Origin of the sequence: Acidovorax sp. Root217, from assembly GCF_001428645.1 — a bacterium.
In the GTDB taxonomy this organism is placed as follows: Bacteria; Pseudomonadota; Gammaproteobacteria; order Burkholderiales; family Burkholderiaceae_C; genus Acidovorax.
This window is the reverse complement of sequence record NZ_LMIH01000012.1, coordinates 770,316-782,348: the sequence shown is the minus strand read 5'-3', so window position 1 is coordinate 782,348 and position 12,033 is coordinate 770,316. Positions and strand designations below refer to the sequence as shown.

The window sequence follows — 12,033 nt, the reverse complement described above, 5'->3', positions numbered from 1 at the left end:
CTGCGCGAGTCGGGAGGGGGACGCCCCCGGTGCGGCGGGGCGGCCCTTGCACGGGGGCACTGGTCTGGGCCGCGCCGGTTTCATGCGTCACGGGCTATACCGCACACACTGAAAAACTGATTCCGCGCTAAAAATGCAAAAGGCCCCCGCCATTGGCGGGGGCCTTTTGCATAGGGGCGCCTCAACCTTGCGCGTCAATAGTCATCACCACCGCTGCCCATGGCGAGGTTTTCAAAGCGGGTCTGGTTCTTCTGGAAGAACAGCTTCACGGTGCCGGTGGGGCCGTTACGCTGCTTGCCGATGATGACCTCGGCCACGTTGGGCTCCTTGCTGTCCTTGTTGTAGTAGTCGTCGCGGTAGATGAACATGATGATGTCGGCATCCTGCTCGATGGCGCCCGATTCGCGCAGGTCGGACATCATGGGGCGCTTGTCGGTGCGCTGCTCGACCGAGCGGTTGAGCTGCGACAGCGCGATCACCGGGCACTGCAGCTCCTTGGCCAGCATCTTCAGGCCCCGGGAGATTTCGCCCAGCTCGGTGGCGCGGTTGTCGGCACTGCCGGCGCCCGAGCCGCTCATGAGCTGCAGGTAGTCGACCACGATCAGGCCCAGCTTGCCGCACTGGCGCGCCAGCCGGCGCGCATTGGCACGCAGCTCGCCGGGGGTCAGCCCTGGCGTTTCGTCGATGTGCAGCGACACGGTGCGCAGCCGCTCGATGGCCTCGGTCAGGCGCGGCCATTCTTCGTCGGTGAGCTTGCCGGTGCGCAGGTTGCCCTGGTTCACGCGGCCGATGGAGCCGACGATACGCACGGCCAGCTGGGCGGCACCCATTTCCATCGAGAAGATGGCGACGGGCAGGCCCTCGTTGAGCGCCACGTGCTCGGCGATGTTCACGGCAAACGAGGTCTTGCCCATGGAGGGGCGCGCTGCCAACACCACCATGTCACCCGCCTGCAGGCCCGAGGTCATGCGGTCCAGGTCGGCAAAGCCGGTGGGCACGCCGGTCACGTCCACCGGGTTGTCGGCCATCTCCTGCACCTTGTCGAGCAGGTCGATCACCAGCTTGTCGAGCGACTGGAAGCCTTGCTTGGTGCGCGAACCCTCTTCGCCGATGGCGAAGATCTTGGCCTCGGCTTCATCCAGGATGCGCTCCACCGTCTTGCCCTGGGGGTTGAAGGCATTGGTGGAGATTTCATCGCTGGCCGTGACCAGCTTGCGCAGAATGGCGCGCTCGCGCACGATTTCCGCGTAGCGGCGGATGTTGCTCGCGCTCGGAACGTACTGCGCCAGGTTGTTCAGGTAGGTCAGGCCGCCTGCTTCCTGGGCATTGCCCAGGTTCTTCAGGTGCTCGAACACGGTGATCACGTCGGCAGGCTTGCTGCCGTTGATCAGCGCACCGATGGCCGAGTAGATCATCTGGTGCTCGTGCCGGTAGAAGTGGCTCTCCACCAGCAGGTCGCCCACCCGGTCCCAGGCGTTGTTGTCCAGCAGCAGGCCGCCGAGCACGCTGGACTCGGCCTCGATGGAGTGCGGTGGCGTGCGCAGCTTGGCAATCTCCTGGTCCTGTCCGGAACCGGAAGGCGGCACGAAACCCTGTTCATCGAGCGGGGGGAAGACAGCGGACATGGGGTTTTCTCCGGGCAGGGGCCTGAATGGATGCATTCCGGCCACCCGCCAAGTGCGGCAACCGGGGATAAACCTTGGGGCAATCTGTGGATTACCGGTGGGCAATCCTGTACAAATGGCGGGGTCGAAAAGACAAAAGCCGCCCGAGGGCGGCTTTCGCGGCAAGTCACGCAGGTTACTACGTGCTGGCGATCAGGCGGTTTCGCCGTAGACCGACACGGTGACTTCCACCACCACGTCGGTGTGCAGAGCCACGCTGACCGTGGTTTCGCTGACGACCTTGATCGGGCCGTTGGGCAGGCGAACCTGGGCCTTGGCAACCTTGTAGCCTTGCTTGCTCAGCTCTTCGGCGATGTCCTGGTTGGTCACGGAACCAAACAGGCGGCCGTCCACGCCAGCCTTTTGGGTCAGCTTGACGGTGGTGCCGGCCAGCTTTTCGCCTTCGGCCTGGGCTTGCGCCAGCTTGGCGGCAGCAGCCTTTTCCAGTTCGACGCGCTTGGCTTCGAAATCAGCCTTGGCCGATTCGGTGGCGCGGCGTGCGCGGCCCGAAGGGATCAGGAAGTTGCGAGCGTAGCCGTCCTTGACCTTGACGATTTCGCCCAGGTTGCCGAGGTTCACAACCTTGTCGAGCAGAATGATTTGCATGGGTTGTGCTCCTTAGATCTTGTGCTGGTCGCTGTAAGGCACCAGGGCCAGGAAGCGGGCGCGCTTGATGGCGGTGTTCAGCTGGCGCTGGAAGATGGCGCGCGTGCCGGTCAGGCGCGCGGGGATGATCTTGCCGTTTTCGGCGATGAAATCGCGCAGCGTGTCGACATCCTTGTAGTCGATTTCTTCAACACCGGTCACCGTGAAGCGGCAAAAGCGCTTGCGCTTGAACAGCAGGGACTGGGTGTTGCGCTTTGGGCGCTTGTCTTTGTTGAACTTCTTGAACGTGGCCATTGCGGACCCCTTGGAAAATTAATTTTGTTGAATATCCTGGATGTGGAGCACAGCGTTCCTGCCATTGCGCGGCGTGGCGAGAAAGCCGCTGAAAGTCCATCGACTTCCAATCTGCTGCCTCGCAAGCCGCTCGGCCATCGCACCAAATGCGACGGCCTTCATGGCTGCCTTGACGTCCCGCGGCTCGCCTGCCTCGTTTTGCCTGGACTCGTGTTCGAGCCGCAGGGCAACAGCAGGCAAACCGGCGGGGGTGTAGCGCAGGGCCTCAGCCTCGGCGATACAGGCCGTCAAGACGACGCGGTTCTCCACTCCCGAGAGGGCTGTGGACGATCAGCGCTCGCCGGCAGCGGCGTATTCCGCCTGGCTGGCCTTGCGGGCTTCTTCGCGCTCGACGGTCTTCATCATCGAAGATGGGCCGGTGTCGGCCTTCTTCTTCTGAACCGTCAGGTGGCGCAGCACAGCGTCGTTGAACTTGAAGGCATGCTCCAGTTCAGCCATCACAGCCTGGTCGGCTTCGATGTTCACGCACAGGTAGTGGGCCTTGGCCAGCTTGTTGATCAGGTACGCCAGTTGACGGCGGCCCCAGTCTTCCACGCGGTGCACCTTGCCACCGCCAGCGGTGATCATGCCCTTGTAGCGCTCCAGCATGGCTGGAACTTGTTCGCTTTGATCCGGATGGATCAACAAAATGATTTCGTAATGACGCATGCATACTCCTTCTGGGTAAGACCACCCGCTGCGTCTAGAAGCGGTGTGGCAAGGCAAAGCCGTAGATTATAGCCCGCATCTTCGACCTTGTACACTCACCCCTGCTCCAAGAGGCTTGCCGCCCGGCCAATCCCCTCGCCCAGGTCGCCGCAGATACCCCAGCATTGCGCGCGAACTTGAAATACCACACACACGCCCAACCTTGTGCGCGTACTGTTTTATTTACGAAGACCAAGACATGTCCGACAACAGCCAGCCAACCACCTCCCAAGACGCCTCCCCCGAAGAAATTGAAGCCGCCATGGCCGCCAATGCCTCTGACGAGCTGGCGCGCCTGCAAGGCGAGCTGGCCGAGCTCAAGGCCAAGAGCGCCGAGCTGGCCGACCAGTTCCTGCGCGCCAAGGCCGAGGCCGAAAACGCCCGCCGCCGTGCCGAAGACGAAGTCACCAAGGCCCGCAAGTTCGGTATCGAGAGCTTTGCCGAGAGCCTGCTGCCCGTGGCCGACAGCCTGGACGCCGCCCTGGGCATCAAGGAAGCCACACCCCAGCAGCTGCGCGAAGGCGCCGACGCCACCCTGCGCCAGCTGACCTCGGCGCTGGAGCGCAACAAGGTGCTGGCCATCAACCCGCCTGCCGGCGAGAAGTTCGACCCCCACCAGCACCAGGCCATCAGCGTGGCGCCTGCCGAGCAGGAGCCCAACACCGTGGTGGCCGTGCTGCAAAAGGGCTACAAGATCGCCGACCGCGTGCTGCGCCCGGCGCTGGTGACCGTCACCGCCCCCAAATAAATGGTGGATAACGGCTTGAAGCCAGCCAAGTTATCCACACGTTACTAGTTATCCAAATCACTCAAACATCGCGGAGAAGAACATCATGGGAAGAATCATCGGTATTGACCTGGGCACCACCAACAGCTGCGTTTCCATCATGGAGGGCAACACGACCCGCGTGATCGAAAACAGCGAAGGCGCCCGCACCACGCCTTCGATCGTGGCCTACCAGGAAGACGGCGAGATCCTCGTCGGCGCCTCGGCCAAGCGCCAGGCCGTGACCAACCCGCGCAACACGCTGTACGCCGTGAAGCGCCTGATCGGCCGCAAGTTCACCGAGAAGGAAGTGCAAAAGGACATCGACCTGATGCCCTACAAGATCGTGCCCGCCGACAACGGCGACGCCTGGATCGAAGTGCGCGGCAACAAGCTGTCGGCCCAGCAGGTGTCTGCCGACATCCTGCGCAAGATGAAGAAGACGGCCGAAGACTACCTGGGCGAGCCCGTGACGGAAGCCGTCATCACCGTGCCCGCGTACTTCAACGACGCCCAGCGCCAGGCCACCAAGGATGCCGGCCGCATCGCCGGCCTGGACGTCAAGCGCATCATCAACGAACCCACCGCTGCCGCCCTGGCCTTCGGCCTGGACAAGCAGGAAAAGGGCGACCGCAAGATCGCCGTGTATGACCTGGGTGGCGGCACGTTCGACGTGTCCATCATCGAAATCGCCGACGTGGACGGTGAAAAGCAGTTCGAAGTGCTGTCGACCAACGGCGACACCTTCCTGGGCGGCGAAGACTTCGACCAGCGCATCATCGACTACATCATCAGCGAGTTCAAGAAGGAACAGGGCGTGGACCTGTCCAAGGACGTGCTGGCCCTGCAGCGCCTGAAGGAAGCCGCCGAAAAATCGAAGATCGAGCTGTCCAACTCGGCCGCGACCGACATCAACCTGCCCTACATCACGGCAGATGCCTCCGGCCCCAAGCACCTGAACATCAAGCTGACCCGCGCCAAGCTGGAAGCCCTGGTGGAAGAGCTGATCGAGCGCACCATTGCCCCTTGCCGCACGGCCATCAAGGACGCTGGCGTGTCGGTGTCGGACATCCACGACGTGATCCTGGTCGGCGGCATGACCCGCATGCCCAAGGTGCAGGAGAAGGTCAAGGAATTCTTCGGCAAGGAACCGCGCAAGGACGTGAACCCCGACGAAGCCGTGGCCGTGGGCGCCGCCATCCAGGGCCAGGTGCTCTCGGGTGACCGCAAGGACGTGCTGCTGCTGGACGTGACCCCCCTGTCCCTAGGTATCGAAACCCTGGGCGGCGTCATGACCAAGATGATCACCAAGAACACCACGATCCCGACGAAGTTCGCACAGACCTTCTCGACCGCCGACGACAACCAGCCGGCCGTGACGATCAAGGTGTTCCAGGGCGAGCGCGAAATGGCCTCGGGCAACAAGGCCCTGGGTGAGTTCAACCTCGAAGGCATTCCACCCGCTGCACGCGGCACGCCGCAGATCGAGGTGTCGTTCGACATCGACGCCAACGGCATCCTGCATGTGGGCGCAAAGGACAAAGGCACGGGCAAGGAAAACAAGATCACCATCAAGGCCAGCTCCGGCCTGTCGGAAGAAGAAATCCAGAAGATGGTGAAGGACGCCGAGCTCAACGCGGCCGACGACAAGAAGAAGCTGGAGCTGATCCAGGCGCGCAACCAGGGCGAAGCCGCCGTGCACAGCGTGAACAAGAGCCTGGCCGAGCATGGCGACAAGCTCGACGCCGCCGAGAAGGAAGCGATCACCTCGGCCGCGAAGGCCCTGGAAGACGTGCTCAAGGGCGAAGACAAGGCCGCCATCGAGGAAAAGACCACCGCGCTGATGGCCGCCAGCCAGAAGCTGGGCGAGAAGATGTACGCCGACGCGCAAGCCGCGCAGGCGGCGGCCGGTGCCGGTGCGGGCGACGCATCGGGCGGCCAGCAGGCATCCTCCTCCAACAGCAAGCCCGACGACGACAACGTGGTCGATGCCGAGGTGAAGGAAGTCAAGAAGGGCTGAACACGCCCCGTTTGACCCGATCCGCCGCGCGAGTTTCCTGACCAGGGGGCTTGCGCGGCGTTCCTGTTCCAACCGGGCCCAGAAAGACCATGTCCAAACGAGACTTTTACGAAATCCTGGGCGTTCCCAAGAACGCCTCGGACGAAGAAATCAAGAAGGCCTATCGCAAGCTGGCGATGAAGCACCACCCTGACCGCAACCAGGGTGATGCCTCCAAGCCTGCGGAAGAGAAGTTCAAGGAGGCCAAGGAGGCCTACGAGATGCTCTCCGACCCGCAAAAGCGGGCCGCCTACGACCAGTATGGCCACGCCGGGGTGGACCCCAACATGCGCGGGCCAGGCGGGCCGGGCGCCGAGGGCTTTGGCGGCTTTGCCGAGGCGTTCGGCGACATCTTCGGCGACATGTTCGGCCAGCAGGGCGGGCGCGGGCGCGGCGCCGGTGGAGGCCGCCAGGTCTACCGCGGCAGCGACCTGAGCTACGCCATGGAGATCACCCTGGAAGAGGCCGCGCGCGGCAAGGATGCACAGATCCGCATCCCCTCGTGGGAGGCCTGCGACACCTGCCACGGCAGCGGCGCCAAGCCCGGCACCAGCGCCAAGACCTGCGCCACCTGCACGGGCAGCGGCACGGTGCAGATGCGCCAGGGCTTCTTCAGCGTGCAGCAGACCTGCCCGCACTGCCGCGGCACGGGCAAGATCATTCCCGAGCCCTGCACCACCTGCCACGGCCAGGGCAAGCTCAAGAAGCAAAAGACGCTGGAAGTGAAGATCCCTTCGGGCATCGACGACGGCATGCGCATCCGCAGCACCGGCAATGGCGAGCCCGGCACCAACGGCGGCCCGCCGGGCGACCTGTACATCGAGATCCGCCTGAAGAAGCACGACATCTTCGAGCGCGACGGCGACGACCTGCACTGCCAGGTGCCCGTGAGCTTCATCACGGCGGCCCTGGGCGGCGAGATCGAAGTGCCGACGCTGGCGGGCAAGGCGGCCATCGACATCCCCGAAGGCACCCAAGCGGGCAAGCAGTTCCGCCTGCGCGGCAAGGGCATCAAGGGCGTGCGCGCCAGTTACCCGGGCGATCTGTACTGCCACATCGCGGTCGAAACCCCGGTCAAGCTGACCGAGCACCAGCGCAAGCTGCTGCGCGAGCTGGAAGACTCGCTCAAGAAGGGTGGCGCCCGCCACTCGCCCAGCGGCGAGAGCTGGACGGACCGGCTGAAGAACTTCTTCAGCTGACCGCCCCAGGCAAGAGCCCCCTGCAACCGCACAGCGCCACCGGCCTGTGCGGTTTTTTCTTGCTCCACGCGCTCCGCGAAGACCCCACCCGCGATGGACGACATCGCGGTTCACGATGACCCACGGGCGCCATTTATAGGAAAATACAAAAACACCTTCTCGAAACGAGAAGCAAAAGACACCCAACCCCGATGAAAAGCTCCGAGCGCAGTTTTGCGCGCCGCATTGACCTCACTTCGCTGCAGCTGTTTGTGGCGGTGTGCGAGCTCGGCAGCATCGGCCGCGCGGCGGAGCGCGAATTCATCGCGGCCTCGGCCGTCAGCAAGCGCCTGTCGGACCTGGAAACCGCCGTGGACACGGCCCTGCTCTACCGCCACAGCAGGGGCGTGACGCTGACCCCTGCCGGCGAGAGCCTGCTGCACCACGCGCGCACGGTGCTCTTCGGCCTGGAGCGCATGCAGGGCGAACTCAGCGAATACGCCGATGGGGTGCGCGGCCATGTGCGCATGCACGCCAACATCTCGGCCATCTTCCAGTTCCTGCCCGAGGACCTGGGGGCGTTCGCGCGTGCGCACAGCCAGATCAAGATCGACCTGCAGGAGCACCTGAGCAGCGACGTGCTGAACGCCGTGCACGAGGGTGCAGCCGACCTGGGCATCTGCAACGTCGGCATGGCCACGGGCACCGGCGGCACCGGGCTGCAAAGCCGCCCCTACCGCGCTGACCATCTGGTATTGGTGGTGCCAGAGGCACATGCATTGGCACAGCACGCCGCCATCGGCTTCGAAGAGGTGCTGGACTGGGACATCGTGGGCCTGCACGCCAACAGCAGCATCAGCCTGGCGATGCGCGCAGCGGCCGCAGCCACCGGGCGCCCGCTGCGCCAGCGCATCCAGGTCACCGGCCTCGATGCCATGTGCCGCATGATCGACAACGGCCTGGGCGTGGGCCTGCTGCCCGACCGCGCCTTCGAGCTGATGCGCGGCGTGGGCCACCTGCGCGCCATCCCGCTGACCGAGGCCTGGGCCCACCGCGAGCTGCGCGTGGTGGCCCGCGATTTCGACGCCCTGCCGGTGACCGCGCGGCTGCTGGTGGAGCACCTGGCACCACTGCAGCCCGACGTGGTGAGCGCCCACGCACATCCCGCCCCTGGCACGCTTTTGCCTGCGGGCACGCCCCATTAAAATCACATTACCCACCTGAAAGAGACACACCATGGGACGCACCCTGTACGACAAGATCTGGGACGAGCACGTTGTCCACACCGAAGAGGACGGCACCTCCATCCTCTACATCGACCGCCACCTGGTGCACGAAGTCACCAGCCCCCAGGCCTTCGAAGGTCTGCGCGAGGCGGGCCGCAAGGTGTGGCGCATGAGCTCCATCGTCGCCACCGCCGACCACAACACCCCCACCACGGGCTGGGAGAGTGGCTACGACGGCATCACCGACCCGATCAGCAAGGAACAGATCACCACGCTGAACGACAACATGGCGCAGATCCAGCCGGCGGCGTTCTTCCCGTTCATGCACAAGCGCCAGGGCATCGTGCACGTGATCGGGCCTGAGAACGGCGCCACCCTGCCGGGCATGACCGTGGTCTGCGGCGACAGCCACACCAGCACGCACGGAGCCTTCGGTGCACTGGCCCACGGCATCGGCACCTCCGAGGTCGAGCACGTCATGGCCACCCAGACCCTCTTGGCCAAGAAGGCCAAGAACATGCTGGTGCAGGTGGACGGCCAGCTCGCCAAGGGCATCACCGCCAAGGACATCGTGCTGGCCATCATCGGCAAGATCGGCACGGCCGGCGGCACGGGCTACACCATCGAGTTCGCAGGCTCGGCCATCCGCGGCCTGTCCATCGAAGGCCGCATGACCGTGTGCAACATGGCCATCGAAGGCGGCGCGCGCGCCGGCCTGGTGGCCGTGGACGACAAGACCATCGAATACGTGCGCGGCCGCCCCCTGTCGCCCACAGGCGTGGAGTGGGACCAGGCCGCGGCCTACTGGAAGACCCTGCAATCGGACCCCGACGCGCACTTCGATGCCGTGGTCAAGCTCGACGCAGCCGACATCCTGCCGCAGGTCACCTGGGGCACCTCCCCCGAGATGGTGCTGGGCATCGACGCCCGCGTGCCCGACCCCGACAAGGAAAAGGACGCCAACAAGCGCGGCGCCATCGAGCGTGCGCTGACCTACATGGGCCTGACCCCCGGCAAGCCGATCAACGACATCACCATCGACAAGGTGTTCATCGGCTCGTGCACCAACAGCCGCATCGAGGACATGCGCGAAGCCGCTGCCGTGGTCAAGAAGCTCGGCCGCAAGGTGGCCAGCAACGTGAAGCTGGCCATGGTGGTACCCGGTTCGGGCCTGGTCAAGGAGCAGGCCGAGCGCGAAGGCCTGCACGAGATCTTCAAGGCTGCGGGCTTCGAATGGCGCGAGCCCGGCTGCTCCATGTGCCTGGCCATGAACGCCGACCGCCTGGAGCCCGGCGAGCGCTGCGCCAGCACCAGCAACCGCAACTTCGAAGGCCGCCAGGGCGCCGGCGGCCGCACCCACCTGGTAAGCCCCGCCATGGCCGCAGCCGCTGCCGTGCACGGCCACTTCGTGGACATCCGCCAGTTCGCCTGAACCCTTCATCACCCCATTGATCCAACCCCCGTTGGCCTTTCCACCGCCCATAGGAGCCCCGTCATGAAGAAGACCGCCGCATTCATCGCCTTTTCGCTGGCTTTCCTGCTGGCCGGCTGCAACACCGTCAAGGGCGTGGGCCAGGACGTCCAGCGGGCAGGCGGCGCCCTTGAGCGCGCTGCCAACAAGTAATCAGGCACACCACCATGCAGAAATTCACCTTGCTCAAGGGCCTCGTGGCCCCCATGGACCGCGAGAACGTCGACACCGACGCCATCATCCCCAAGCAGTTCCTCAAGTCGATCAAGAAGACCGGCTTTGGCGTGAACCTGTTTGACGAATGGCGCTACCTGGACCACGGCGAGCCCGGCCAGGACCCCGCCAGCCGCAAGCCCAACCCCGACTTCGTGCTCAACCAGCCGCGCTACCAGGGCGCCTCGGTGCTGCTGGCACGCAAGAACTTCGGCTGCGGATCGAGCCGCGAGCACGCGCCCTGGGCGCTGGACCAGTTCGGCTTTCGCGCCGTGATCGCGCCGAGCTTTGCCGACATCTTCTTCAACAACTGCTTCAAGAACGGCCTCTTGCCCATCGTGCTGCCCGAAGCCACGGTGGCCCAGCTGTTCGACGAGGTGCTGGCCTTCCCCGGCTACCAGCTCACCGTGGATCTGGAACGCCAGGTGGTCGTGCGCCCGCAGGGCGAAGAGATTCCCTTCGAGGTGCAGGCGTTTCGCAAGTACTGCCTGCTCAACGGCTTTGACGACATCGGCCTGACCCTGCGCCAGTCCGACAAGATCCGGGCCTTCGAAGCGCAGCGCCTGGCCACCAAGCCCTGGCTTGCGCACAGCATGGTCTCCTGACCACACCACCGGTTCATCGACCAGTGGCCGTCCACCCGGCAATGGCGCCGGGGCGCGGCCATTCACTTTAAGAAGAAGTTCTTCATGAAAATCGCAGTTCTGCCGGGTGACGGCATCGGCACCGAAATCGTCGCGGAGGCCGTCAAGGTCCTCGAAGTGCTGGACCTCCAGTTCGAGATGGAATCGGCCCTGGTGGGCGGCGCCGCCTACGAGGCGCACGGCCACCCCCTGCCCGACGCCACGCTGAAGCTGGCCAAGGACGCTGACGCCATCCTGTTCGGCGCCGTGGGCGACTGGAAGTACGACAAGCTGGACCGCCCCCTGCGCCCCGAGCAGGCCATCCTGGGCCTGCGCAAGAACCTAGGCCTGTTCGCCAACTTCCGCCCTGCCATCTGCTACGAGCAACTGGTGGGCGCATCGAGCCTCAAGCCCGAACTGATTTCGGGCCTCGATATCCTCATCATCCGCGAGCTGACGGGCGACATCTACTTCGGCCAGCCGCGTGGCCGCCGCATCGCCACCGATGGCCACTTCCCCGGTGCCGAAGAGGCCTTCGACACCATGCGCTACAGCCGCCCCGAGGTGGAACGCATCGCGCACGTGGCCTTCCAGGCCGCACGCAAGCGCAGCAAGCGCGTGACCAGCGTGGACAAGGCCAACGTGCTCGAGACCTTCCAGTTCTGGAAGGACATCGTGACCGAAGTCGGCAAGGAATACCCCGACGTGGAACTGGACCACATGTACGTGGACAACGCCGCCATGCAGCTGGTGCGCGCACCGAAGAAGTTCGACGTGGTGGTGACGGGCAACATGTTCGGCGACATCCTCTCGGACGAAGCCTCCATGCTCACCGGCTCCATCGGCATGCTGCCCTCGGCCTCGCTCAACAGCAGCAACCAGGGCCTGTACGAACCCAGCCATGGCAGCGCACCCGACATCGCCGGCAAGGGCGTGGCCAACCCACTGGCCACCATCCTCTCGGCCGCGATGATGCTGCGCTTCTCGCTGAACCAGGAAGCCGCCGCCCAACGCATCGAAGCTGCCGTGCAGGCGGTGCTGGCCCAGGGCCTGCGCACGCCCGACATCTGGAGCGAAGGCACGACCAAGGTCGGCACCGCGCAGATGGGCGACGCCGTGGTGCAGGCGCTCAAGTAACAGGCATCTGCACGGTGCAAGGGGCGGCCTCGGGGCCGCCCTTTTTCGT

The 12,033-nt window shown here is 64.8% G+C and carries 13 protein-coding genes; 8 read left to right on the top strand and 5 right to left on the bottom strand.

Annotation, left to right across the window (positions count from 1 at the left end):
• Window positions 1-194 precede the first annotated feature (194 nt).
• The 5 genes from dnaB to rpsF all read right to left on the bottom strand — a co-directional run bounded on the left by dnaB (window position 195) and on the right by rpsF (window position 3,272).
• A complete protein-coding gene (dnaB, locus tag ASE31_RS13635; protein ID WP_057202145.1) occupies window positions 195-1,625 on the bottom strand; it encodes a replicative DNA helicase in 1,431 nt (476 codons plus the stop codon).
• A gap of 192 nt (window positions 1,626-1,817) precedes the next feature.
• The gene (gene rplI / locus ASE31_RS13630) at window positions 1,818-2,270 is read right to left on the bottom strand and encodes a 50S ribosomal protein L9 (protein ID WP_057202144.1); all 453 of its coding nucleotides are present in this window, start codon (window positions 2,268-2,270) and stop codon (window positions 1,818-1,820) included.
• 12 nt (window positions 2,271-2,282) lie between these two features.
• Entirely contained in the window at window positions 2,283-2,564 is a 282-nt protein-coding gene (rpsR, locus tag ASE31_RS13625; protein WP_005795932.1) for a 30S ribosomal protein S18, read from the bottom strand.
• A gap of 18 nt (window positions 2,565-2,582) precedes the next feature.
• The gene (priB, locus tag ASE31_RS13620; RefSeq protein WP_057202143.1) at window positions 2,583-2,873 is read right to left on the bottom strand and encodes a primosomal replication protein N; all 291 of its coding nucleotides are present in this window, start codon (window positions 2,871-2,873) and stop codon (window positions 2,583-2,585) included.
• A 21-nt stretch (window positions 2,874-2,894) separates the two neighbouring features.
• Window positions 2,895-3,272 (bottom strand): 30S ribosomal protein S6, encoded by a 378-nt coding sequence (gene rpsF / locus ASE31_RS13615; protein ID WP_057202142.1) that lies wholly within the window; start codon window positions 3,270-3,272, stop codon window positions 2,895-2,897.
• 238 nt (window positions 3,273-3,510) lie between these two features.
• Here rpsF and grpE point away from each other — a divergent pair, with 238 nt between their 5' ends.
• The 8 genes from grpE (at window position 3,511) to leuB (ending at window position 11,984) form a co-directional block, all read left to right on the top strand.
• Window positions 3,511-4,059, top strand: a complete 549-nt coding sequence (gene grpE / locus ASE31_RS13610) for a nucleotide exchange factor GrpE (protein ID WP_057202141.1) — start codon at window positions 3,511-3,513, stop codon at window positions 4,057-4,059.
• An 85-nt stretch (window positions 4,060-4,144) separates the two neighbouring features.
• Window positions 4,145-6,097 (top strand): molecular chaperone DnaK, encoded by a 1,953-nt coding sequence (dnaK, locus tag ASE31_RS13605; protein WP_057202140.1) that lies wholly within the window; start codon window positions 4,145-4,147, stop codon window positions 6,095-6,097.
• A gap of 89 nt (window positions 6,098-6,186) precedes the next feature.
• Window positions 6,187-7,335, top strand: coding sequence for a molecular chaperone DnaJ (gene dnaJ, locus ASE31_RS13600; protein WP_057202139.1), 1,149 nt, complete (start codon window positions 6,187-6,189; stop codon window positions 7,333-7,335).
• 191 nt (window positions 7,336-7,526) lie between these two features.
• Window positions 7,527-8,519 carry a LysR family transcriptional regulator gene (locus ASE31_RS13595; RefSeq protein WP_057202138.1) on the top strand — a complete coding sequence of 331 codons (993 nt, stop codon included), beginning with the start codon at window positions 7,527-7,529 and terminating at the stop codon, window positions 8,517-8,519.
• 31 nt (window positions 8,520-8,550) lie between these two features.
• Window positions 8,551-9,972 (top strand): 3-isopropylmalate dehydratase large subunit, encoded by a 1,422-nt coding sequence (gene leuC / locus ASE31_RS13590; protein ID WP_057202137.1) that lies wholly within the window; start codon window positions 8,551-8,553, stop codon window positions 9,970-9,972.
• Between the two features lie 63 nt (window positions 9,973-10,035).
• Window positions 10,036-10,164 (top strand): entericidin A/B family lipoprotein, encoded by a 129-nt coding sequence (locus ASE31_RS13585; RefSeq protein WP_057202136.1) that lies wholly within the window; start codon window positions 10,036-10,038, stop codon window positions 10,162-10,164.
• 14 nt (window positions 10,165-10,178) lie between these two features.
• Window positions 10,179-10,829, top strand: a complete 651-nt coding sequence (gene leuD, locus ASE31_RS13580; RefSeq protein ID WP_057202135.1) for a 3-isopropylmalate dehydratase small subunit — start codon at window positions 10,179-10,181, stop codon at window positions 10,827-10,829.
• Between the two features lie 84 nt (window positions 10,830-10,913).
• The gene (gene leuB / locus ASE31_RS13575; protein WP_057202134.1) at window positions 10,914-11,984 is read left to right on the top strand and encodes a 3-isopropylmalate dehydrogenase; all 1,071 of its coding nucleotides are present in this window, start codon (window positions 10,914-10,916) and stop codon (window positions 11,982-11,984) included.
• The last annotated feature ends 49 nt before the right edge of the window (window positions 11,985-12,033 follow it).

Excerpts from the sequence above, each read along its gene's own strand:
- dnaK (WP_057202140.1), top strand. The coding sequence starts at position 4,145 with ATGGGAAGAATCATCGGTATTGACCTGGGCACCACCAACAGCTGCGTT.
- grpE (WP_057202141.1), top strand. The coding sequence starts at position 3,511 with ATGTCCGACAACAGCCAGCCAACCACCTCCCAAGACGCCTCCCCCGAA.
- leuB (WP_057202134.1), top strand. The coding sequence starts at position 10,914 with ATGAAAATCGCAGTTCTGCCGGGTGACGGCATCGGCACCGAAATCGTC.
- ASE31_RS13595 (WP_057202138.1), top strand. The coding sequence starts at position 7,527 with ATGAAAAGCTCCGAGCGCAGTTTTGCGCGCCGCATTGACCTCACTTCG.
- rpsF (WP_057202142.1), bottom strand. The coding sequence starts at position 3,272 with ATGCGTCATTACGAAATCATTTTGTTGATCCATCCGGATCAAAGCGAA.
- rpsR (WP_005795932.1), bottom strand. The coding sequence starts at position 2,564 with ATGGCCACGTTCAAGAAGTTCAACAAAGACAAGCGCCCAAAGCGCAAC.
- leuD (WP_057202135.1), top strand. The coding sequence starts at position 10,179 with ATGCAGAAATTCACCTTGCTCAAGGGCCTCGTGGCCCCCATGGACCGC.
- dnaB (WP_057202145.1), bottom strand. The coding sequence starts at position 1,625 with ATGTCCGCTGTCTTCCCCCCGCTCGATGAACAGGGTTTCGTGCCGCCT.
- leuC (WP_057202137.1), top strand. The coding sequence starts at position 8,551 with ATGGGACGCACCCTGTACGACAAGATCTGGGACGAGCACGTTGTCCAC.
- dnaJ (WP_057202139.1), top strand. The coding sequence starts at position 6,187 with ATGTCCAAACGAGACTTTTACGAAATCCTGGGCGTTCCCAAGAACGCC.
- ASE31_RS13585 (WP_057202136.1), top strand. The coding sequence starts at position 10,036 with ATGAAGAAGACCGCCGCATTCATCGCCTTTTCGCTGGCTTTCCTGCTG.
- rplI (WP_057202144.1), bottom strand. The coding sequence starts at position 2,270 with ATGCAAATCATTCTGCTCGACAAGGTTGTGAACCTCGGCAACCTGGGC.